Below are 21,917 nucleotides of genomic sequence, written 5' to 3' on the forward strand. Positions count from 1 at the left end.
AGGCCGCCCCGGCGTTATCAATGTTCCAGCGTGGCGATCTCGTCGTAGGCCAGGCCGGTGATTTTCACTACCGTCTCGCGGGCAATACCGTCGGCCAGCATCCTCTGTGCAATGCGCAGCGCCTCGGCATGCTGTCCTTCAAGCCGGCCTTCCCGTTTGCCTTTTCTGCGGCCCACTTCCTGTAATCTTTCGGCGATGGTCATCAATCTCTCCCTGTGCTGAGGAACCCGTTGCGCCACTTCGTGGATAAACCGGCCAAAGCGGCGCGCGTTGCCAGTCTGCAGCAGATAATTAAACAGCGTTTTTAGCTGTCTGTCATTAGCGTCACCGCTAAGTAAAATCGTCGTCAGTTGCTCAACGATGTTCATTAAATCACGCTGGCGAATATGCTTCTGTATCAGCTCGAGTAATGCCACGCGCCGGTGGCGAACGATCTCATCGTCGGGGATAACCGTGATATCCACCAGCGGAAAGGGCGATGCATAAAGCTCACTCGCCAGCTGTGGATCGGCAAAACAGTCCAGCCAGTTGAGTGACCACGGGTATGGCGTGGTCGCTCCGTGATAGAACAGCATCGGCACCACCAGCGGCAGTCTGGTATGACCCCCATCAAGATGGCGCTGCATCGCGGCGATGGCGTAGCGCATCAGGCGAAAAGCCATCTGCGCGTCCGGCGAGCTCTGATGTTCGATAACCACATAAATGTAGCCCTCGCCAGACGCGGTTTTGAGTGACCACAGCACATCGGAGTACCAGGCCCGCAGGCTCTCCTCGATAAAGCTTGCCGATTCCAGCTGTAAGGTATCGAGGTCGCAGCGCTGACGCAGCGCAGGCGGTAAATGGATCGCCAGGAAATCACGCGCGGTGTCGACCTGAGTGAGAAACTGTTTAAACACCGCATCATGCGGCGTCGAGGTGGTGCCCTTTGCCATCGGCTCATCCCTGCCTGCTTATCCTGCAGGGACTCTACGCGCCCGGAATGTCTCTGACACCCGGGCAATACAACCTTTACGCGCCGCCACGAAAATAGATTTCCCCGGACTGCAAGCGCGACATCCTTTTTCGAGGCGGTACGCAAATCCAGGCGGGCGACAGCCTCCGCGCAGCATGCTATAAACGACCTCTCCCTCCTTAGCAAAGGTCGATGCGGTGAACCATACCCGAGATATCCCCCAAACCTTCTGGCGAGACGATCGTCTACCGTGGCTGGAGCTGCGCAGCACCTGGCACAGCCGCCAGGCCTACAAACGCCACAGCCACCCGCAGCTCTCGGTGGGGGCGATTATCGAGGGGGAAACGCGCTGCCTGTGCAATGGTGAGGAATATCTCCTGCAGCCCGGGGATCTGATCGTGATCCCGCCGCACGTGCCGCATAGCTGTAATCCGCTGCATGACAGGCCGCGCAGCTATCATATGCTGTACCTGGAGGCGGCATGGTGCCACGCGCAGCGCCCGGATATTCCCCCTGGCGCCAGTATCACCTCGCCGCAGCCGCTGTTGCGCGACAGCCCTCTCTTTGCCAGTTTCCAGCAGATTGTCGCCCTGATGAGCCACGGGAGCCTTGAACAACTGCCCGCCCGGCTGGCACAACTTCTGCACGCACTGCCGCTGTGCGCCGCCGCGCCGCAGGCGCCACATCACGCCAGCGCCCTGCTGTTTCAGCGCCTGGCAAACACGCTGCCGACACCGCCGTCGCTGGATAAGCTGGCCCACGACAGCGCGCTTCGTAAAGAGACCGTTATCCGCGCCGTGAAACAGGATACCGGCCTGACGCCTGCCAGTTTGATCAATATGACGCGCATCGAATATGCGAAAACGCGCTTACGCGCCGGGGACTCTATTGCCGATGTCGGCTATCAGGCTGGCTTTGCCGATCAGAGCCATTTCCATAAAACCTTTGTCAGCTATACCGCCGCCACGCCGCGGCAATATGCGCAAAGCAGATCAATATCCGACAATAAGTAATACGCCACCTCGCGTAGGGTGGCCTCAGCACCATTATCGAGGCCACTATGCATACCTTATCGACTCTCTTCCCCGCCGCCTTCCCGGCGTTAGCCTTGTCTCACTTTGTCGCCCTGCTCAGCCCAGGTCCTGATTTTTTTCTGTTAGTCGGCTACGCCGTGCGCTACCGGATCCGCGGCAGCATCGGGCTATGTCTCGGCATCGCCGCCGGCAATGCGCTGTATATTGCTCTCGCCATCGTTGGCTGGGGGCTTCTGCGACAGGCGCCGCTGCTGTTTTTGCTCATTGAGCTGTTGGGTGCGGGCTATTTACTGTGGATTGGCAGCCTGCTGATACGCAGCCGTCCCGCGACGCTGGCGGTGGAGAGCATTCGCGCATCGCTCCCGGGGATCGGTAAACAGCTGCTGCTCGGGCTGGGGTCATCGCTGCTCAACCCCAAAAACGCCCTGTTTTATCTGGCGCTGATGACCTCCCTGCTCGGGCCGGCGGTCACCCTGCTTCAGCAAACAGTGAGCGGGTTGTGGATGGTCAGCGTGGTGTTCTTCTGGGATTTACTGCTGGTGAGCGCGATGGCGCTGCCGCAGATACAGCGCCGCCTGGGCGCCATCGTCTGGCGGGTCGAGCGGGCGGCAGGGGCGGTCCTGATGATCTTCGGTCTGTGGATTATCTGGCGATTTTTGCACGACCTCGCCGTCAGGTTATATGCTTAAGTTTATGGAAAAACTCGCTGAACTCAAACGCGCCAAACTGCTGGCGCTGTCGCTGCTGCTGATCGCCGCCGCGCTATTTATCACCACCCTGCTGCTGCCGCCGACGCCGTGGGTCAGCGCGCTAAAGGCCATTTCCGAAGCGGCAATGGTCGGGGCGCTGGCCGACTGGTTTGCGGTGGTCGCTCTGTTTCGTCGTATTCCGCTGCCCTTTGTCGCCCGACATACCGCGATTATCCCGCGCAACAAAGACCGCATCGCCGATAATCTTGGCCGCTTTGTTGAGGAGAAGTTCCTCGATACCCCGTCGCTGGTCGCGTTGATCCGCCGCTATGAGCCAGCCCTGATGCTCGGCAACTGGTTCAGCCAGCCGGAGAACGCCCGCCGGGTCGGCCAGCACCTGCTGCAAGTGATGAGCGGTTTTCTTGAACTGACCGACGACGCGCGCATTCAGCGCCTGCTGCGCCGCGCAGTACATAAGGCGATCGATAAAGTCGACCTGACGCAGACCAGCGCCATGATGCTGGAGGGGATGACCCGCGACAATCGCCACCAGAAGCTGCTGGATTCGCTGATAAGCCAGCTTATCGCCCTGCTGCAGCGCGACAACTCCCGCGCCTTTATCGCTCGCGGCATCGTGCGCTGGCTGGAGACCGAGCACCCACTGAAGGCCAAACTGTTGCCCACCGAGTGGCTCGGCGAGCACAGCGCCGAGATGGTCACCGACGCGGTGAATACCCTGCTGGACGAGGTGAGCCATGACCGTACCCACCAGATCCGCCAGGCCTTCGACCACGCGGTGCAGAAGCTTATCGACAACCTGAAATCCGACCCGCTCATGGCGCAGAAGGCCGAGAACATCAAAGCATATCTGAAAAATGATGAGACCTTTAACCGCTATCTCGGTGAAGTGTGGGGCGACCTGCGCAGCTGGGTAAAAAACGATATTAGCAGCGACGACTCACGCATTAAGCAGCGCATCGCCGAGGCCGGCCAGTGGTTCGGTGAAACCTTACTCCGCGACGACGCCCTGCGCGAATCGCTTAACGAACACCTGGAACAGGCGGCGCACCGGGTGGCGCCGGAGTTCGCCGCCTTCCTCACCCGCCATATCAGCGACACGGTGAAGAGCTGGGACGCCCGCGATATGTCGCGGCAGATCGAGCTCAATATCGGTAAAGATCTGCAGTTTATCCGCATCAACGGCACCCTGGTGGGAGGGACCATCGGCCTGATGTTGTGGCTGTTCTCGCAGATCCCCTCGCTGCTGCATCTGCATATTGGTTAGCAATGATACTATCAGAACAATAGCGCTGATAAATATTCCACAGGGAGGGCGAGATGATGCACCGGATTTCCCACTGGCTGACCCGCCACGCCGCCGCGCTGTTCTTCCCGGCGGCGCTAATCTTGTATGATTTTTCCGCCTATCTCACTACCGATCTGATCCAGCCGGGGATCCTGCACGTGGTGCGGGATTTCAATGCCGATGTGGCGCTGGCTCCGGCCTCGGTGAGCCTGTATATGGCTGGCGGCATGGCGCTGCAGTGGCTGTTGGGGCCGCTCTCTGACCGGATCGGACGGCGTCCGGTGCTGCTCACCGGCGCGCTGATTTTCACCCTCGCATGCCTGGCGACGCTGTTCACCACCTCCATGACCCAGTTCCTGATTGCCCGCTTTGTGCAGGGCACCAGCATCTGCTTTATCGCCACCGTCGGCTACGTCACCGTGCAGGAGGCCTTTGAGGAAAAAAGATCGATCAGGCTGATGGCGGTGATCACCTCCGTCGTGCTGGTGGCGCCGATCGTCGGCCCGCTCTCCGGCGCGGCGCTGATGCATTTTATTCATTGGAAAGCGCTGTTCGGCATTATCGCCGCCATGGGGCTGGTGGCCTGGCTCGGCCTGCTGTTGACCATGCCGGAGACGGTGCGCCGCGGCGATGTGCCCTTCAGCCTGCCCGGCGTGCTGCGCGATTTTCGCAACGTCTTCCGCAACCGCATCTTTTTACTCGGCGCCGCCACGCTGGCGCTGAGCTATATTCCGCTGATGAGCTGGGTGGCGGTATCGCCGGTGATTTTAATGGACGCCGGCGGACTGACCACCAGCGAGTTCGCCTGGAGCCAGGTACCGGTCTTCAGCGCCGTCATCATCGCTAACCTGTCGGTGGCGCGCTGGGTAAAAGATCCCACCCGCCCGCGCTTTGTGCTCAGCGCGGTCCCGGTACAGATGCTCGGCCTGGCCATCCTGATCGTTGGGAATCTGATATGGCCGCACGTCTGGCTGTGGTCAGTGCTCGGCACCTGCTTCTACGCCTTCGGCATCGGGCTGATTTTCCCGACGCTGTTTCGCTTTACCCTCTTTTCCAACGACCTGCCGAAAGGCACGGTCTCCGCCTCGCTGAATATCGTGATCCTCAGCGTCAGCGCGTTATCGATTGAAGGCGCGCGCTGGCTGTGGTTCCATGGCGGCAGACTCCCCTTCCACCTGTTAGCGGTGGCCGCCGGGATCGTCGCCGCCTGCTGCCTGGCCGGACTGTTACGCCACCAGCGCCAGCGTAGGCAAGCGGTGATCGAAGCCCGGCAGTCGTGAGCCCTTTTACGGAGAAAGCCCCATCATGAACGACATTGAACTCAGCCAGGCGCAGCGCGACCTGCTGCGCGACAAGCTCAGCAAGTACTGCGAAGAGACCTTCAACCTCGAGCTGGAGCAGTTTGACGCCGAGTTTTTTGTCGACTTTATCGCCAAAGAGCTGGGGCCGCTGTTTTACAACGCCGGTATCGAAGAGGCCATCCGCACCCATCTGGCGTGGAGCGAGCGGATCCAGGAAGAGATGGATTTGAAGAAGGTCTATTAACGCCGCGCGCAGACGCAGGAGATCAATAAAAGCACATAAACAACAGGGCTATAATGGCGACTCTTTCAGCATCTCCCGTGTACGGGGAAGGAAAATCATGTCGCTTATCACCGATCTACCCGCCATTTTTGACCAGTTCTCAGAAGCTCGCCAGAAGGGCTTTCTCACCGTCATGGATCTTAAAGAGCAGAACGTGCCGCTGGTGGGCACCTACTGCACCTTTATGCCTCAGGAGATCGCCATGGCGGCGGGCGCCCTTGTCGTCTCGCTGTGCTCGACCTCCGATGAAACCATCGAGGAAGCGGAAAAAGATCTCCCGCGCAACCTCTGCCCGCTGATCAAAAGCAGTTACGGCTTCGGCAAAACCGATAAATGCCCGTACTTCTATTTCTCTGACCTGGTGGTCGGGGAAACCACCTGCGACGGTAAAAAGAAGATGTACGAGTACATGGCCGAGTTCAAGGCGGTCCACGTCATGCAGTTGCCGAACAGCGCCAGCGACGCGGCTTCCCGCGCGCTGTGGAAAGCGGAGATCTTGCGCCTGCAGCAGGTGATTGAGGCCCGGTTTGGCACGCCGATTAGCGAAGCGGCGCTGCGTGAAGCCATCGTGTTGAAAAATCGCGAGCGCCGGGCGCTGGCCCACTTTTATCGTCTCGGGCAACTCAATCCGCCGGCGCTCAGCGGCAGCGACATCCTGAAAGTGGTGTATGGCGCCACCTTCCGTTTCGACAAAACCGCCCTGATTGATGAACTTCATGCCATGGCGGAGCGCATCCATCAGGAGTGGCTGCAGGGTAAACGGCTCGAGCCACGTCCGCGGATCCTGATCACTGGCTGCCCGATCGGCGGCGCGGCGGAAAAAGTGGTCCGCGCCATCGAGGAAAACGGCGGCTGGGTGGTCGGCTATGAAAACTGCACCGGCGCGAAAGCCACCGAGCGCTGTGTGGCGGAAGAGGGTGACGTCTACGACGCCTTAACCGATAAATATCTCGCCATCGGCTGCTCCTGTATCTCCCCCAACGACCAGCGTCTGCAGCTGCTGAGCCAGATGGTGGAGGAGTATCAGGCCGACGGGGTGATCGACGTCATTCTGCAGGCCTGCCATACCTATGCCGTGGAATCGCTGGCGATTAAACGCCATCTGCGCCAGCAGCACGATCTTCCTTACATGGCGATTGAAACCGACTATTCGACAGCGGACCTCGGCCAGCTCAGTACCCGCGTCGCCGCCTTTATCGAAATGCTGTAAGGAGAGCGCGTGATCTACACGGTTGGCATTGATTCCGGCTCTACCGCCACGAAAGGCATCCTGCTGGCGGACGGCGTCATCGTGCGCCGCTTCCTCTGCCCCACTCCCTTTCGCCCCGCCGACGCCATCCATGAGGCCTGGGAAACGCTACGCGCGGGCCTCACGGAGACGCCTTTTTTAACCCTCACCGGCTATGGCCGCCAGCTGGTGGATTTTGCCGATAAGCAGGTGACGGAGATCTCTTGTCACGGCCTCGGCGCTCGCCTGCTGGCGCCGGACACCCGTACGGTGATTGACATCGGCGGCCAGGACAGCAAAGTCATCCAGCTGGACGCCGAGGGCAATCTCAGCGACTTCCTGATGAATGATAAATGCGCCGCCGGCACCGGACGTTTCCTGGACGTCATTTCACGGACGCTTGGCGCCAGCGTCGAACAACTCGACAGCATCACCGCAGGCGCCGAGCCGCATGCGATTACCAGCATGTGCACGGTGTTTGCCGAATCGGAGGTCATTAGCCTGCGGTCGGCGGGGGTCGCGCCAGAGGCGATTCTGGCGGGGGTGATTAACGCCATGGCCCGGCGCAGCGCGAACTTTATTGGCCGCTTATCGGCGCAGGGGCCGCTGCTGTTTACCGGCGGCGTCAGCCACTGCGCCACCTTTGCCCGGATGCTGGAAAGCCATGTCGGCATGGCGGTGACAACCCATCCCGACGCCCAGTTTGCCGGGGCGCTCGGCGCGGCGCTGATCGGCCTGCGCCAGCGGAGGCGCGGATGACAACCTTCCTGTTTTTATTTCACTCCACGGTGGGGGTGGTACGGATGCGCAAAGCCCTGCAGGCGGCGGGGATGACCTTCGAGGTCAAAGATATTCCCCGCCAGCTGCGCAGCGGCTGCGGATTGTGCGTACTGCTGGAGGGGACGGAAGACGCAGCGCGCAGCTGGATCCTGCCGGAACAGACGGCGGCGCTGTATCAGCAGGATGGGGAAGCGTGGCGCTGCCTCGCTACCTTCCCACAGACGGGTTAATGGGTGATCACAAAGCGCGTCGCCGCAAAGCAGTTCAGCAGACGGTGCATGAGAAAGACCAGAATCAGCGTCACCACCAGCGAGACCGTCACCGAGGTGATACGGTACAGGTCGCTGAACACCAGATCCTGATAGGGATGCAGGTTCTGGCCGAACATAATGCCGATGGTGGTGATGCTGGCGAAGCCCACCCCGGCGCCCACTTTCTCCATCACGTGCAGGCGGGCGCTGAAGGCCAGCCCGAGACCAATCAGCGGCATCATCAGGATCATGTGGTTGCTGAAATCATAGATAATCAGTTGCACCACCAGAATATAAAGACAGGCCAGCACCACCCCCACCACACGCCAGATCGAGCTGATCACCGCCCCGCGATAGTGCATCGGGAACAGGATCAGGATCCCAGCCATCAGCGCCGACAGCGAGTCGCTGAGATCGCAGATCTGAAACACCACGAAGATGATCGTCGCGACCGTACCGGAGAGCAGTGATTCATGGCGGATGCGGGCGGCGTCTTTCTCAATCCGCGGCGGCGGCTTGCGCGGCTCGACGTCCGGGATCAGGTAATGTAGCAGCGCGCTCAGCGCCACCGCCAGCACGCAGGCTTCCATGTTAGAGAACATCAGGGTATGCCAGTTGCTGGTCGGGTAGCTCATAAAGTTGAGCATCGTGCTCTGGCACACCACCCCCATCGATCCCAGCAGGAACAACGGTCCCTGGCTCATAAAGCGAAAACGCATCACGTACAGGCCAAAGACGACTAACGTCATGATCACCGGCCACTGTGAAAGATAGCCGACAATCAATACCATTTCGACGCAGTTCACCGCCGCGCTAAACACAAACTGGCGGGCGACATGGCGGTTGAAGAACGGCACCAGCGACATCAGCATCAGCGGATAAACCACGAAAAACACACCGTACTGGACGTCGTAGAAGGTGGAGATGCTGAGCGCAATAGTCCCGGCCACGGCGATACGCACCGTCTGGCGAAAATCATTCGCCGTATAGACGATATTGCCGTGCGGCGTAAAGACGTGCGCCAGGGTATTAATAGACATAGTGCAACCAGCTCACCAGGTGGATCTGCAGGCCGGCAAAGGTGCGGGCGAAAGGACCCTCGCTATTGTACAGTTGCACCGTGGCGCGGGCGCCGGTCGGCAGCGGTTTGTCCAACGCTTGATCCAGGGCGACGTGAATGCGCATCCGCTGTGCGTCGCGCACCCAGCGGGTGGACTGCTCCGGCTGCGACAGCTGGCCGTTCACCGCCTCCTGCCCCGCCAGAATCCCGGCATCGCTGCTGGTGACGTGCGCCGGGAAGACTTGCCCCGGGAGGGCGTCAAAGACCACCGCTGCATCGGTATTCACCGCGGTGTGGCGCAGGCTCTTTTCACGGAAGTCAGCGACGATATCGGTATTGTTGTTGACCAGCGCCAGCACAGCTGTCGCCGCGGTGGCGTAGATCCCCGGGTTAAGCTGCAGGTTGCTGACCATGCCGTCAGTTTCGGCACGCACCTGGGTCCAGGCCAGGTTCAGCTGCGCCTCCTCCAGCGCATTACGGTATTTCTGCAGGGTGACGTTGCGCTTATCGTCGCGCTCGCCGCGCTGGATAAGCAGGTTCTGGATCTGCGCGTTCAGCGCCGAGACCGACTGCTCGCTGGTCTGCCAGGTGGTACGCACCTTATCGAGGTCGGACTGCGAGACGTTCTGCATCGTGCTCAGGCGCTGGTAGCGATCGAGCGTGACCTTATCGTTACGGGCGGTGTACTGCGCGGTGCGCAGGTTGGCGCGGGCGGCGGCGATTTGTGCGTCCAGCTGCTGGTTGCTCAGTTTCGCCTGCTCAAGGGCGATCTGCGCCGCTTCAACTTTATTAATGAATGGCGTTGGGTCGAGCTCATACAGCAGGTCGCCCTTTTTAACCTGGCTGTTGTTGTGCACGTAAACGTGCGAGACATAGCCGGAGACCCGCGACGATACCGGGGTCACCACGCGCATCACGGTGGAGTCCGGCGTCAGCGGGATCCAGATATCGGCAACGATAAACCAGGCGAATATTGCCAGAAAAGCGGCAATACTCACCCGTACCCAGCGGGCAAATTTTTGTTCAGGCGTCATCATAGTGTGTTAGATCTTGTTATCTTCTTCGCGGATATTCCGCAAACGGCAGGCGATTTGATTTAATGTGGCGCTGAAGGTGGCAAGGTCGGCCTCCGGGATGGTCTGAGTCACGCGTTCCTGATAGGTCTCGATCACGCAGCTCAGTTTTTCCAGAATCGCCCGCCCCTCGGCGGTCAGCGTCAGCAGGCGAATGCGTTTGTCATATGGCGATGTAGAACGCAGCAGATAGCCCTGCTTTTCCAGTAACGAGAGGGTGCGCATTAGCGGCGGCAGTTCAATCCCCTGCACCTCCGCCAGTTCGCTGACCGAGACGTTGTCTCCCAGCTGATGCAACTGCATCAACACCGTCCAGCTGGACTGGGTGAGTCCGGTATCGGTGATAGCGGAGTCAATAATGGCGCGCCACTGGCGCACCACCATGGCCATTCTCATCCCCAACGGACGGCGGGCAAACAGGTCGTCTTCGGTCACAGGTTTTCCTCTCATTGTTGGGAAGAAAATAATACTTATCAGGGTAAGTATCAAGAAACAGACGATCGCGCCGCATCAATTGATAAATTTAGTGAATGTATTCCCCGGCGTCGCTAGCGCTTACCGGGGCAAAGAAGGAATGATGCCTGAAAAAAACCGCACTTTTTAATTGATCTGATCCCGACTCAGGCCGATATCTTTCAGCTGTTCGTCGCTCATTCGCTGCAAAGCTCTGCGCGTTTGCTCCTGAAGCCACCATTTTTTGATAAACCGCACCAGCAGTACGAAACCAATAAATGGCTGTCTTGCCCTGTTCTCGTGAAATTCCATCCTCTACCTCCTCACCTTGCCAGAGGCTTTATCTTCACGGATTTGGGGCCAAGGAATACAGATTCACAAAACACTTTTCTTTAACATACAGATTGGCTAAAACGTACACCAGACCCCATTTTTTCCGCCCATCTGTACTGGTTCTTTTATCTGTATGGCGACAATCAAGGATACAGCATGACCCGCTACCAACATCTCGCTGCCCTGCTGGCCGAACGCATTGAACAGGGCCTGTATCGCCACGGCGAAAAACTGCCGTCGGTGCGCAGCCTGAGCCAGGAGCATGGCGTCAGCATCAGCACTGTCCAGCAGGCCTATCAGTTGCTTGAGCAGCAGCAAATGATTGTGCCTCAGCCGCGATCGGGCTATTTCGTTGCCCCCCGCAAGGCCCAGCCGCCGGTGCCGCCAATGTCGCGTCCGGTACAGCGCCCGGTGGAGATCACCCAGTGGGATCAGGTGCTGACCATGCTCGACGCCCGCTACGATAAATCGATTATCCCCTTCGGCGGCGGCTCGCCGGATGTCACACAGCCAAGCCTGAAGCCTATCTGGCGCGAACTGAGCCGGGCGATCCAGCACAACCTCAGCGAAGTACTGAACTATGACGAGCTGGCCGGGCGCCGGGAACTTCGCGAGCAGATCGCCCGCCTGATGCTTGACGGCGGCTCGGTGGTGACGGCCGACGATCTGGTGCTCACCAGCGGCTGCCACAGCGCGCTGTCTCTGGCTTTACTGTCGGTATGCCAGCCTGGCGATATCGTGGCCGTGGAATCCCCCTGCTACTACGGCACGATGCAGATGCTGCGCGGACTGGGATTAAAGACCATTGAGATCCCCACCGATCCCGAAACCGGGATCAGCATCGAGGCCCTGGAGCTGGCGCTGGATCAATGGCCAATCAAAGGGGTGATCCTCGTGCCGAACTGCAATAATCCGCTGGGCTTTATCATGCCGGACGCCCGTAAGCGCGCGGTGCTGAACCTTGCCCAGCGCCACGATATCGTGATTTTCGAGGATGACATTTACGGCGAGCTGGCCACCGAGTACCCGCGCCCGCGCACCATTCACTCCAGGGATATCGACGGCCGGGTGATGCTCTGCAGCTCTTTTACCAAAACCATCGCCCCCGGCCTGCGCATCGGTTGGATAGCGCCCGGGCGCTACTACGACAAGCTGCTACAGATGAAGTACGCCGCCAGCGGCACTAACGTCCCTTCAACCCAACTGGCGGCCTGCAATTTTATTCGCGAAGGCCACTACCACCGTCACGTGCGGCGGATGCGGCAGATCTATCAGCGTAATATGGAGATCTACACCTGCTGGCTGCGGGAGTTTTTCCCGTGCGGGATCTGTGTCACCCGGCCAAAAGGTGGTTTTATGCTGTGGGTGGAGCTCCCGGAGCAGGTGGATATGGTCTGCGTCGCCAAACAGCTATGCCGGCTGAAGATCCAGGTCGCGCCGGGCTCGCTGTTTTCGGCAGCGGGCAAGTATCGCAACTGCGTCAGGATCAACTGCGCCCTGCCGCCGACCGAGAAACATAAAGCGGTGATGGTGAAGCTGGGAGAAGCGGTGAAGGTGGCGATGGAGTGAAGTTTAATCTGTTTTCCCCGGCGGCGCTGCGCTTACCGGGGCTACGGGCTCCGAAAATACGTAGCGCCGCTACCAGCAACTATTTCTTATTAAGATCGCGAATCATCGCTTCTCTTAAAATCGCATTCAGTCGAGTTTGATAGCCTTTTCCTGGACGTTTGAGCCACTCCATGACATCGGCATCAATGCGCACAGAAGCCTGTGTTTTTAGCGGTCGAAAAAATTTGCCGCGTACGGCATCTGACCATTGCGCATCGTCTGTAGCGGGGATATCGCTGTAATCGATGTCCTCATCGGCTTTGCTCGCTAGCGCTTTGAGTTCGGCATCACGCATAGCGGTAAGCGCCGCCGTATTGTCGCGTTTATGTTTAACCATGCTCATAACGATTCCTCTCTTTTCTGTCCGCCTTCCGGGCGCTGATAATACGAATAACCTCAGTTCCACTTTCAAAACGGACCGAATGCGCCACCAGGATAACAAGGATCCCATGCACAAGACCGATGGTTTGCCAGCGATATTCACCATTCTCAAACCGCTCCTGGCGGGAAAGGTGCCGCGGATCGTCAAAGACTAATACCGCTTCTTCAAACCGGACTCCATGTTTTCGTAGATTACTTAATGCCTTGTTTGCATCCCACTCAAACTCCATTGGCATACTATTCATCCTTTTGTATATACAAAAAAGTATATACGATTATCCGGTGATAATAGTGACAGCGTTGGAAAAAACCTCACGTTTTGAGTGAGTAATTTGTAAAGGCATCTCCCCGGTGGCCTGTGCTTACCGGGGTTACGGGTTACCCCGCGTCCGCAAATCAGCTTCACTGGTCAAAAAACACCATTCCCTTATACGGCTGCTCACGGCAGGCGGCCAGCCGCTGGGCGAGACTGCCGACGTGCAGCTCCAGCTTGTGGCCGTCGGGGTCGAGGAAGTAGTGCGAGGCGCCTTCGCTGCGGTTTATCTTCCAGACCGCCACGCCGGCAACCTCCAGGCGGGCGGTGAAGCGGGCAAAATCGGCTTCGCTAATGCTAAACGCATAATGGGTGTAGTCGCTCTCTTCCGGCGGAGTAACGCGCCGCTGCGGATCCAGCGACAGGCATAGCCACAGATCGCCGCAGGAGAGATAGGCGCCACTGTCCCAGCGGGCGTGCAGCGTCATGCCCAGCAGTTGCTGATAAAACGCCACGCTCGGCGCCAGCTGGCTGACCGCCAGGGTCAGATGATTCAGTCCACTCAGCATGTCTGTTCCTCCAGTGAATTCACGATGAACTGGCGCAGCCATTGATGCGCCGGGTCGCGGTGCCAGCGCTCGTGCCACAGCATCAGCATCTCAAAGCCGGCGACCGCCAGCGGCGGCTCGACGACCACCAGCCCGCTCTGCCCGCGCACCAGCCGCTCCGGCAGCACCGCCACCAGATCGCTATTGCGCAGGGTCTCCAGCATAAACAGGAAATGTGGCACGGAAAGGACAACCCGCCGCGTCTGTCCGAGGTTCGCCAGCGCGATATCGGTCGCCGCGCTGAAGCCGCCCCCGTCCGGGGAGACGATCACGTGCTCCAGCTGACAGAACGTTTCCAGGCTAAGCCCAGGCCGCAGCGCCGGATGCTCCGCCCGGCCTGCCAGCACGTAGCGTTCACGAAACAGCAGGCGCTGATGTAGCCCCGGCGGCGCGCCCTCGCGGGTATGGAAGCAGAGATCCACTTCATCGCTGGCCGCCTGCTGCTCCAGCCGCGCTGGCTGCAGCTCGAATACCGCCAGCCGACTGTCGGGAGAGGCCAGCCGTAGCCTGCCCAGCATCGGCAGGAGGATCGCCGAGGCCATATAGTCCGTCGCCGCCACCCGCCAGGTCTCCGCCGCCGTCGCCGGATTAAAGGGCGCCACCGGCGCCACTGCCTGCTCCAGGGCGGCTAACGCGGCGCGCAGCGGCTGGCGAAGCTCATCGGCGCGGGCGGTGGGCTGCATGCCGCGCGGACCCGGCATCAGCAGCGGGTCGGCGAAAATCTCCCGCAGCCTGGCGAGCTGAATACTGACCGACGGCTGCGACAGATTCAGCCGCTGCGCCGCCCGGGTGACGTTGTTTTCGCTAAGCAGCACGTCGAGCGTGCGCAGCAGATTAAGATCCAGACGATGTAAATTAATCACGGCTATACCTGGAATTTAAGTAATTAATTTCTACTATAGTGTCAGCTTTCCTACTCTGCAGCTCTCCCCACTCCAGAGGTGATATTATGAAAGTACTGCTGATTTACGCCCATCCGGAACCGCGCTCGCTTAATGGCGGACTCAAAAATTTCGCCATCCACCACCTGCAGCAGGCCGGGCATGAAGTCCAGGTCTCCGATCTCTACGCCATGCGCTGGAAGGCCGGATATGACGCCGACGACAGCGGCGCCCCGCCGGTCGGCGAGTTCTGGCGTCCGACCCTCGATTCAAAACGGGCCTTTGCCCAGGGCACCCAAAGCGCGGATATCGCAGCCGAGCAGGAAAAGCTGCTGTGGGCCGATATGGTAATTTTCCAGTTCCCGCTGTGGTGGTTCTCGATGCCTGCCATCATGAAGGGCTGGATCGACCGGGTGTACGCCTGGGGCTTTGCCTATGGCGTCGGTGAGCAAAGCGACCGCCACTGGGGTGACCGTTACGGAGAAGGCACCTTCGCTGGCAAGCGGGCGATGCTGATCGTCACCGCCGGCGGCTGGGCAGAACACTATTCACCGCGCGGGATCAACGGCCCCATCAACGACATCCTGTTCCCCATTCAGCACGGCATGCTGTTCTATCCCGGCTTCGAGGTACTCCCGCCGCTGGTGTTCTACCGCACAGACAAAATCGACGCCGGCCAGTTCGCCGACCAATGCGCCACCCTGGCCGAGCGGCTGGACACGCTGTGGCAAACCGAGCCCATCCCATTCCGCCGGCAGAATTATGGCGATTATCTGATCCCGTCGCTGACGCTGCGCCCTGAACTGGCGCCCGGGAAAAGCGGTCTGGGGGTGCATCTGGCAACGAAATAAACCTCGACGCGATAGCCCATCCGGGTTATCGCGTTCATTAATATGACAATTTGTGAGCCTCCACGCATTAACAGCATCTCGTCACACGAAGCCGCCGTTCATATTGATAGCGATCAAGAATAATCATACCGTCTGGTCGGTATGATTCCGGCCATGAATATGGAAGCCCAGCATCGTAAAAAAGATCCCGTCCGTCTCCACCGTCAGTTGCTTGAATCGGCGGCGATGATTGCCGGCCGGGACGGTATCGCCGCCCTGTCGCTGAACGCCGTCGCCCGCGAGGCTGGCGTGAGCAAAGGTGGCCTCCTGCATCACTTTCCCAATAAGCAGGCGCTGATTTTCGCCCTGTTCGCCCGGCTGCTGGCGATCATGGAAAAGGCGATTAGCGAACTGATGGCCGCCGATAACATCGCTTACGGACGCTTTACCCGCGCCTATTTGCGCTATCTGTCCAACCCGGAGCTGACGGACACCCACGAAAGCCGCCAGCTGATGGTGCTGTCGCTGGCGATGCCGGACGAGCCGGTGCTGCGAAAATGCTGGCGCGACTGGATGCTGGATCACCTGGCGCAGGGCGATGCGCTGGATAACGGCCCGACCGGCACGCTGGTGCGCTACGCCGCCGACGGCATCTGGTTATCGGAACTCACCGAAGGGCGTACCATGAGCAGCGATCACCGACAGTCGCTGGTAAACGATCTGACCAAAATGACGCTTCCCGCGTGAAGCGAATAGAGTGAGGCCGCGATGCGCTACAACATCAATGCCCGTCTCATTTATGACGCAACGGACGGCACGCTAACCCTGCCCGGCAGCGATGAACCGGATAGCCAGCTATCCATCACCGCCAGCGCGCTACTCTATTTTTTTCTCCGCCATACCGGCGTCGTCAGCCGCGATGAAGTATTAAAAAAAGTCTGGGATGATAACGGCTTAACCTCTTCCAACAGCAACCTCAATCAATACCTGAGTATGCTGCGCAAAACCTTCCGCCACTACGATATCGATAACATTATCGTCACCGTGTCGCGCGGCATGCTGCAGCTGAACCAGGATCTGAGCATTGAACTGCTCGATGCCGGGCCGGCGCTTACCGAGGCCGCTAACCCACCCGAGAGGGCTGATGAAACCGTCCCCCCAGCGGCGACAACGCCGCCCACCGATTCACGACATGCGCGCGGGATGTGCTGGTATCTGGCCGGCGGCTGTCTGCTGGTCATCGCCCTGCTGCTGGTGGCGTTTAGTCTCGCCGGTACCCACGTCGCCCGGCCAATTAATCTGACGCTGATGAACCACAGCCAGTGCGAACTGCTGGCCAGCGATGAGATGCTGCGTTCGGTCTCTGCCACGGCCTACGGTAAGAATTTTGATGAGGTGCGTCAGCGGCTGAAGCTCAGTTGCAAGCCGGGCGAACGTTTTGTTTTTTTCTATGGCGACCGACTGGAAACCAATGGACTGGGCCGGGTGTTCCTCGCCCACTGCGCGATGCACGAAGACAACCCGTTCAGCTATTGCGATAACTACTTTTACTACTCCTGGAAGCCGCAATGAGACTCGCGCCCCGCCCCTTTTTCGCCCTTTCCGCCCTCGCGTTTATCGCCGCCGCCAGTTTTAGCGCTTGGCGCCTGCTGCCGGATGCCAACGACGGCGTGATGAGCTGTTCCACCAAAGCGATCATGCGTTTTGAGAACATGGAAAAAGAGAATGTGAACGGCAATATTCATTTTAATTTTGCCGCCAACGGCAACGGTTCGATGGTGGTGGAAGGCTATACCGATTCCGCCGCCGGCTGGCTCTACCTGCAGCGCTACGTCAAATTCAGCTACACCAGCCAACGCATTTCGGCAACCGAACGCCACTACCGCATTAAAAAATGGGAATCCAGCGCCTCATCCATCGACGAATCGCCGAATGTCATCTTCGACTACTTCATGCGCGAGATGTCCGACAGCCACGATGGCCTGTTCCTCAACGCGCAGAAGCTTAACGACAAAGCTATCCTGCTGAGTTCTATCAACTCGCCGCTCTACATCTGCACGCTGAAGTCCGGCAGCACGTTTAATTAACCCGTCCCCCCTGAACCGCCGCGAGGAAACTGCGCCCTCGCTCACACTCCGTTTTTGCCCCCTCTTTTTCCGATGCTAAAAGCGCACGTTTTGCATTTAGCTTTTGTGGCAAAACTTGAGCATACCCACAATTATCACGCGGCTATATTACCGCCTGCAGGCAAGTAATTAGCATCTTATTAACATTCATCTCCCGCCGATAATAAGCTTAAAAAAACGCCATATCATCATGACAATCATCACGCAAAAAACAGGACAAACAGATAAATTGAACGCTAAATAAGACTAAATTACAGAGCAAAAAACTAAAATATTCACCCACACGGATTTAAATTTCGCTTCTCTCCCCATTCCCTATAGTGAACCCCGAACGCCGCTTCCGCGTGTTGATGCCGTTACGCGGACGGTTTTCCCGAATCACAAAACCTGTTCTGGAGGAGATCACGATGGGTGATGCATTGGGGCTTATCGAAACCAAAGGTCTGGTGGCCTGTATTGAAGCAGCGGACTCGATGTGTAAAGCCGCCAACGTCGAACTGATCGGCTATGAAAACGTCGGCTCTGGCCTGGTCACCGTGATGGTGAAGGGCGACGTCGGCGCGGTAAAAGCGGCGGTGGATTCCGGTGTGGAATCAGCCCAGCGCATCGGCGAAGTGGTGACCTCGCTGGTCATCGCTCGCCCGCATAACGACATCAACAAAATCGTCATTAAACACAAGGCCTGAAGGCCAGGAGAACGCAAATGGGTGATGCATTAGGTCTGATTGAAACCAAAGGTCTGGTGGCCTGCATTGAAGCGGCGGATGCGATGTGTAAAGCCGCCAACGTCGAGCTTATCGGCTATGAAAACGTCGGTTCCGGCCTCGTCACCGCGATGGTGAAAGGCGACGTCGGCGCGGTAAAAGCGGCAGTCGATTCCGGCGTTGAATCCGCACAACGCATCGGCGAAGTGGTGACCTCGCTGGTCATCGCGCGTCCGCATAACGACATCAACAAAATCGTCTCGCATTACAAGATTGCGGACTAACGGAGAAACCTGATGAAAGAAGCGCTTGGTCTTATCGAAACCAAAGGTCTGGTGGCCTGTATTGAAGCCGCGGACGCGATGTGTAAAGCCGCCAACGTCGAGCTGATTGGCTATGAAAACGTCGGTTCCGGCCTCGTCACCGCGATGGTGAAAGGCGACGTCGGCGCGGTCAACGCAGCGGTCGACTCCGGCGTGGAAGCGGCGAAACGCATCGGCGAAGTCGTCAGCTCTCGCGTCATTGCGCGTCCACATAACGACATCGAAAAAATCGCGGCGCAGCACAAAGCATGACCTGACAGGGCGCGCCCCGTCCCCACTCTTTTCGTCTGATGAAGGATAGACTCATGATTGAACTGGATAACGATTTGCAGTCCCGCCAGAACGCGCGGGAACTGGTGCGCAACGCCAAAAAGGCGCAGGCGATGCTGGCCACCTTTTCGCAGCAGCAAATCGACGCCATCGTGAAAAACGTGGCCCAGGAAGCAGCGCACCACGCCGAAGCGCTGGCGAAAATGGCCGCGGAAGAGACTGGTTTTGGCAACTGGCAGGACAAAGTGCTGAAAAACCGCTTCGCCTCGCTGCGCGTCTACGACGCCATCAAAGATATGAAGACCGTTGGCATCATTCATGACGACCCGGTAAAAAAAGTGATGGACGTGGGCGTGCCGCTGGGCGTGATTTGCGCACTGGTCCCCTCAACGAACCCAACCTCCACGGTTATCTACAAAGCGCTGATCGCCCTCAAGGCCGGCAACGCCATTATCTTCTCTCCGCATCCGGGCGCGCGTCAGTGTAGCTGGAAGGCGATTGAAATCGTCAAACGCGCGGCGGAAGCAGCCGGCGCGCCGGCGGGCAGCGTCGACGGCATCACCCAGTTGACGCTCGAAGCCACCTCTGAGCTGATGCACAGCAAAGACGTGTCGCTGATCCTCGCCACCGGCGGCGAAGGCATGGTGCGTGCGGCCTATGCGTCCGGCACCCCAACCATCAGCGGCGGCCCGGGCAACGGCCCGGCGTTTATCGAACGCAGCGCCGATATCCATCACGCGGTGAAAGATATCATCACCAGCAAAACCTTCGATAATGGGGTGATCTGCGCCTCCGAGCAGTCGATCATCGTCGAAGGCTGCATTTACGACGAGGTTCACCGCGAGCTGGAAGCGCAGGGTGCCTACTTCATGAATGAAGATGAAGCGGCGAGAATGGCGGCGCTGCTGCTGCGCCCGAACGGCACCATCAACCCGAAAGTGGTCGGCAAAACCGCGCTGTACCTCAGCCAGATGGCGGGCTTCTGTGTTCCGGCCAGCACCAAAGTGCTGATCGCCGAACAGACCACCGTGTCGCCGAAAAACCCCTACTCGCGTGAAAAACTGTGCCCGGTGCTCGGCCTGTACGTGGCAGAGGACTGGAAAGCCGCCTGCCACCGCGTGGTGGAGCTGCTGACCAACGAAGGACTCGGCCATACGCTGGTGATCCACACCCGTAATCAGGACGTCATCCGCCAGTTCAGCCTCGAAAAACCGGTCAACCGCATTCTGATTAATACTCCGGCGGCGCTCGGCGGTATCGGCGCGACCACCAACATCTCTCCGGCGCTGACCCTCGGCTGCGGCGCGGTCGGCGGCGGCTCCAGCTCCGACAACGTCGGCCCGATGAATCTGCTCAATATCCGCAAAGTCGGCTATGGCGTGCGTTCGATTGACGAGCTGCGCGCGCCGGGCAGCCGCCCTGAACCACAGCCGACCATCGTCACTCCGGCGAGCGATCCGCAGCGCAGCATTCTTGATGACGCGCGTTTCAACGCCCCGGCCAGCGCCGCGCCAGCGCGCTCTGCAGGCAGCGATGACCGTTTTGCCAGCGCAGGCGCCGCCAGCATGGAAGGCGAAATCAACGAGCAAAACGTGGAACGCGTTATCCGCCAGGTGCTGGAGCGCCTTGCTAAGTAACGCACTGATATAAGGCGATAAACGATGATTCTCGCAAAGGTAACCGGCCATGTCGTCGCCACGCAGAAATGCGATGAGCTACGCGGCAGCAACCTGCTGTTGGTCACCCGACTGGATGACAATCAGCAGCCGATGAAGGACCAGACCTGGGTCGCCGTCGATAACGTCGGCGCCGGCATGCACGACATCGTGCTGGCGGAAGAGTACTTCGCGCTCAATAAAGAGCGCTACAAAGCGATGTCGGTGGTCGCCATTGTCGAGAACGTGTTTCGGGACGCCTAACAGGAGTGAGTAGCCCAATGAGTGAATTTTTACTGAAACCGCGGATTTGCTTCGGTCAGGACGCCCTCTCGGTGTTGAACGAACTCTCCGCCCGCAGCGTGCTGCTGGTGACCGATAAAGCGATGGTCAAGTTTGGCCTCGCCGAGCGCGTCACCGCCCTGCTGCGCCAGCGCGGGATCGCCTGGCAGATGTGGGATGACGTGGTGGCGGATCCGGATATCGCTACCGTGGTGCGCGGCATGAAGTTAATGGATAGCCACTATCCGGATCTGGTTATCGCGCTCGGCGGCGGTTCGGTCATCGATGCCGCCAAAGCGGTTATTTTCTCCCTGGCGCAAACCCGTCCGCAGACTGATCGCCCGCGTCCATGCTTTGTCGCCATCCCAACCACCAGCGGCACCGGTTCGGAAGTCACCGCCTTTTCGGTGGTGAAAGCCAACGCGGAGAAGCTGGTGCTGGTGGACGCGTCATTGCTGCCGGATATCGCCATTCTTGACCCGGCGCTGGTGGCTTCAGTGCCGCCGGCGATTACCGCCGACACAGGCATGGACGTGCTGTGTCACGCCCTTGAAGCCTACGTCTCCCGCGCCGCCAGCGACTTTTCCGACGCGCTGGCGGAGAAAGTGGTGCAGCAGGTGTTCCGCTACCTGCCGACCTGCTGGCGCAGCGGCGACAACCTGCAGGCGCGCGAAAAGATGCATAACGCCTCCTGCATGGCGGGGATGGCCTTCACCAACGCGTCGCTGGGGATAACCCACAGCCTGGCCCACGCCCTCGGCGGCGTCTTCCGCGTGCCCCATGGCCGCGCCAACGCCCTGCTGATGGCGCACGTCGTCGCCTGGAACGCCGATTTCCACGGCCAGTGCGACACCCTCGCGGCAACGAAATATGCCCGGCTGGCGCATCTGCTGGATCTGCCTGCCGCCTCGCCACGCCAGGGCGTCGCCAGCCTGCTGGTCGCCATTCAGGCGTTAAAAGACGAACTAAGCATGCCCTCCGGCATCAGCGAAACCGGCATCGAGGCGGCTGAATTCGACCGCCGTTTGCCGGAGATGGTCGGCCAGGCGCTGCGCGACAGCTGTACCCCGACCAACCCACGCGCGCCAGACGCTAACGCGTTAACCGAACTTTATCGCCAGGCCTGGTCCGGTTGCCTGGAATCGCCCGGCGGCGCTCCGCTTGCACGGGCCTACGGATAACGCGCGAGTAGGCCGGGTCAGCGCAGCGCCACCCGGCAACAATGCGGGCAACTAACAAGAACATCTGGAGAA

General features: G+C 59.3%; 28 protein-coding genes. 19 read left to right on the top strand and 9 right to left on the bottom strand.

What is annotated here, in order from left to right; all coding sequences use genetic code 11:
• Positions 1-17: 17 nt before the first annotated feature.
• Positions 18-932 (bottom strand): Rpn family recombination-promoting nuclease/putative transposase, encoded by a 915-nt coding sequence (locus CWM57_RS23045; protein ID WP_100676429.1) that lies wholly within the window; start codon positions 930-932, stop codon positions 18-20.
• A gap of 217 nt (positions 933-1,149) precedes the next feature.
• On the opposite strand from CWM57_RS23045, the gene CWM57_RS23050 reads away from it, so the two are divergent.
• The 8 genes from CWM57_RS23050 to CWM57_RS23085 all read left to right on the top strand — a co-directional run bounded on the left by CWM57_RS23050 (position 1,150) and on the right by CWM57_RS23085 (position 7,803).
• Positions 1,150-1,965 carry an AraC family transcriptional regulator gene (locus CWM57_RS23050; protein WP_100676430.1) on the top strand — a complete coding sequence of 272 codons (816 nt, stop codon included), beginning with the start codon at positions 1,150-1,152 and terminating at the stop codon, positions 1,963-1,965.
• A gap of 47 nt (positions 1,966-2,012) precedes the next feature.
• Positions 2,013-2,675: a LysE family translocator gene (locus tag CWM57_RS23055; RefSeq protein WP_100676431.1), complete on the top strand. Its 663-nt coding sequence runs from the start codon at positions 2,013-2,015 to the stop codon at positions 2,673-2,675.
• A complete protein-coding gene (locus CWM57_RS23060; RefSeq protein ID WP_008807587.1) occupies positions 2,668-3,960 on the top strand; it encodes a DUF445 domain-containing protein in 1,293 nt (430 codons plus the stop codon). Before CWM57_RS23055 ends, CWM57_RS23060 begins: the two co-directional genes overlap by 8 nt.
• A gap of 53 nt (positions 3,961-4,013) precedes the next feature.
• Positions 4,014-5,261: a multidrug efflux MFS transporter MdtM gene (gene mdtM, locus CWM57_RS23065; protein WP_100676432.1), complete on the top strand. Its 1,248-nt coding sequence runs from the start codon at positions 4,014-4,016 to the stop codon at positions 5,259-5,261.
• Positions 5,262-5,286: 25 nt separating this feature from the next.
• A complete protein-coding gene (locus tag CWM57_RS23070) occupies positions 5,287-5,526 on the top strand; it encodes a DUF2164 domain-containing protein (protein ID WP_025713129.1) in 240 nt (79 codons plus the stop codon).
• A gap of 97 nt (positions 5,527-5,623) precedes the next feature.
• Positions 5,624-6,775: a double-cubane-cluster-containing anaerobic reductase gene (locus CWM57_RS23075; protein ID WP_061155888.1), complete on the top strand. Its 1,152-nt coding sequence runs from the start codon at positions 5,624-5,626 to the stop codon at positions 6,773-6,775.
• Between the two features lie 9 nt (positions 6,776-6,784).
• On the top strand, positions 6,785-7,552 hold the full coding sequence (gene yjiL, locus CWM57_RS23080; protein WP_100676433.1) for a putative 2-hydroxyacyl-CoA dehydratase activator YjiL: 768 nt from the start codon (positions 6,785-6,787) through the stop codon (positions 7,550-7,552).
• Positions 7,549-7,803 carry a DUF3343 domain-containing protein gene (locus CWM57_RS23085; protein WP_061155890.1) on the top strand — a complete coding sequence of 85 codons (255 nt, stop codon included), beginning with the start codon at positions 7,549-7,551 and terminating at the stop codon, positions 7,801-7,803. Before yjiL ends, CWM57_RS23085 begins: the two co-directional genes overlap by 4 nt.
• On the opposite strand, the gene CWM57_RS23090 is transcribed toward CWM57_RS23085, so the two are convergent.
• The 4 genes from CWM57_RS23090 to CWM57_RS23105 all read right to left on the bottom strand — a co-directional run bounded on the left by CWM57_RS23090 (position 7,800) and on the right by CWM57_RS23105 (position 10,722).
• Entirely contained in the window at positions 7,800-8,864 is a 1,065-nt protein-coding gene (locus CWM57_RS23090; RefSeq protein WP_100676434.1) for a DUF2955 domain-containing protein, read from the bottom strand. The two genes, CWM57_RS23085 and CWM57_RS23090, sit on opposite strands and share 4 nt — an antisense overlap.
• The gene (locus CWM57_RS23095; RefSeq protein WP_061155892.1) at positions 8,854-9,921 is read right to left on the bottom strand and encodes an HlyD family secretion protein; all 1,068 of its coding nucleotides are present in this window, start codon (positions 9,919-9,921) and stop codon (positions 8,854-8,856) included. The genes CWM57_RS23090 and CWM57_RS23095 overlap by 11 nt, the downstream gene beginning before the upstream one ends.
• A gap of 6 nt (positions 9,922-9,927) precedes the next feature.
• Positions 9,928-10,392, bottom strand: a complete 465-nt coding sequence (locus CWM57_RS23100; RefSeq protein ID WP_074387171.1) for a MarR family winged helix-turn-helix transcriptional regulator — start codon at positions 10,390-10,392, stop codon at positions 9,928-9,930.
• 165 nt (positions 10,393-10,557) lie between these two features.
• Complete coding sequence (locus CWM57_RS23105) at positions 10,558-10,722, bottom strand: DUF1127 domain-containing protein (protein WP_100676435.1); 165 nt, start codon at positions 10,720-10,722, stop codon at positions 10,558-10,560.
• Between the two features lie 177 nt (positions 10,723-10,899).
• Between CWM57_RS23105 and CWM57_RS23110 the strand changes: the two genes are divergently transcribed.
• Complete coding sequence (locus tag CWM57_RS23110; protein WP_100676436.1) at positions 10,900-12,312, top strand: PLP-dependent aminotransferase family protein; 1,413 nt, start codon at positions 10,900-10,902, stop codon at positions 12,310-12,312.
• Positions 12,313-12,391: 79 nt separating this feature from the next.
• Here CWM57_RS23110 and CWM57_RS23115 read toward each other — a convergent pair whose 3' ends face one another.
• The 4 genes from CWM57_RS23115 to CWM57_RS23130 form a co-directional block, all read right to left on the bottom strand.
• Entirely contained in the window at positions 12,392-12,694 is a 303-nt protein-coding gene (locus CWM57_RS23115; protein ID WP_100676437.1) for a BrnA antitoxin family protein, read from the bottom strand.
• Positions 12,681-12,968 carry a BrnT family toxin gene (locus CWM57_RS23120; RefSeq protein ID WP_012542979.1) on the bottom strand — a complete coding sequence of 96 codons (288 nt, stop codon included), beginning with the start codon at positions 12,966-12,968 and terminating at the stop codon, positions 12,681-12,683. The genes CWM57_RS23115 and CWM57_RS23120 overlap by 14 nt, the downstream gene beginning before the upstream one ends.
• Before the next feature lie 166 nt (positions 12,969-13,134).
• Positions 13,135-13,554 carry a FosA5 family fosfomycin resistance glutathione transferase gene (gene fosA, locus CWM57_RS23125; protein ID WP_100676438.1) on the bottom strand — a complete coding sequence of 140 codons (420 nt, stop codon included), beginning with the start codon at positions 13,552-13,554 and terminating at the stop codon, positions 13,135-13,137.
• Positions 13,548-14,456, bottom strand: a complete 909-nt coding sequence (locus tag CWM57_RS23130) for a LysR family transcriptional regulator (RefSeq protein ID WP_074387174.1) — start codon at positions 14,454-14,456, stop codon at positions 13,548-13,550. Before CWM57_RS23130 ends, fosA begins: the two co-directional genes overlap by 7 nt.
• 86 nt (positions 14,457-14,542) lie before the next feature.
• Here CWM57_RS23130 and CWM57_RS23135 point away from each other — a divergent pair, with 86 nt between their 5' ends.
• The 10 genes from CWM57_RS23135 to CWM57_RS23180 all read left to right on the top strand — a co-directional run bounded on the left by CWM57_RS23135 (position 14,543) and on the right by CWM57_RS23180 (position 21,845).
• On the top strand, positions 14,543-15,325 hold the full coding sequence (locus tag CWM57_RS23135; RefSeq protein ID WP_074387175.1) for an NAD(P)H-dependent oxidoreductase: 783 nt from the start codon (positions 14,543-14,545) through the stop codon (positions 15,323-15,325).
• Between the two features lie 141 nt (positions 15,326-15,466).
• The gene (locus CWM57_RS23140) at positions 15,467-16,051 is read left to right on the top strand and encodes a TetR/AcrR family transcriptional regulator (RefSeq protein WP_064180527.1); all 585 of its coding nucleotides are present in this window, start codon (positions 15,467-15,469) and stop codon (positions 16,049-16,051) included.
• Between the two features lie 21 nt (positions 16,052-16,072).
• Positions 16,073-16,876 (top strand): winged helix-turn-helix domain-containing protein, encoded by an 804-nt coding sequence (locus tag CWM57_RS23145; protein WP_074387176.1) that lies wholly within the window; start codon positions 16,073-16,075, stop codon positions 16,874-16,876.
• Positions 16,873-17,391 carry a FidL-like protein gene (locus CWM57_RS23150; protein ID WP_100676439.1) on the top strand — a complete coding sequence of 173 codons (519 nt, stop codon included), beginning with the start codon at positions 16,873-16,875 and terminating at the stop codon, positions 17,389-17,391. Before CWM57_RS23145 ends, CWM57_RS23150 begins: the two co-directional genes overlap by 4 nt.
• Before the next feature lie 446 nt (positions 17,392-17,837).
• Entirely contained in the window at positions 17,838-18,116 is a 279-nt protein-coding gene (locus CWM57_RS23155) for a BMC domain-containing protein (RefSeq protein ID WP_004182810.1), read from the top strand.
• A 17-nt stretch (positions 18,117-18,133) separates the two neighbouring features.
• Positions 18,134-18,418, top strand: a complete 285-nt coding sequence (locus tag CWM57_RS23160; RefSeq protein WP_002442227.1) for a BMC domain-containing protein — start codon at positions 18,134-18,136, stop codon at positions 18,416-18,418.
• 12 nt (positions 18,419-18,430) lie between these two features.
• The gene (locus CWM57_RS23165) at positions 18,431-18,709 is read left to right on the top strand and encodes a BMC domain-containing protein (RefSeq protein WP_004146125.1); all 279 of its coding nucleotides are present in this window, start codon (positions 18,431-18,433) and stop codon (positions 18,707-18,709) included.
• Between the two features lie 53 nt (positions 18,710-18,762).
• Positions 18,763-20,364: an acetaldehyde dehydrogenase (acetylating) gene (locus CWM57_RS23170; protein WP_100676440.1), complete on the top strand. Its 1,602-nt coding sequence runs from the start codon at positions 18,763-18,765 to the stop codon at positions 20,362-20,364.
• Between the two features lie 24 nt (positions 20,365-20,388).
• A complete protein-coding gene (locus CWM57_RS23175; RefSeq protein WP_004146127.1) occupies positions 20,389-20,646 on the top strand; it encodes a EutN/CcmL family microcompartment protein in 258 nt (85 codons plus the stop codon).
• Positions 20,647-20,663: 17 nt separating this feature from the next.
• Positions 20,664-21,845, top strand: a complete 1,182-nt coding sequence (locus CWM57_RS23180; protein ID WP_074387179.1) for a 1-propanol dehydrogenase PduQ — start codon at positions 20,664-20,666, stop codon at positions 21,843-21,845.
• Positions 21,846-21,917: the final 72 nt, after the last annotated feature.

Source organism: Klebsiella sp. G-Nf4, from assembly GCF_002810615.1.
Lineage (GTDB): Bacteria > Pseudomonadota > Gammaproteobacteria > Enterobacterales > Enterobacteriaceae > Klebsiella > Klebsiella variicola.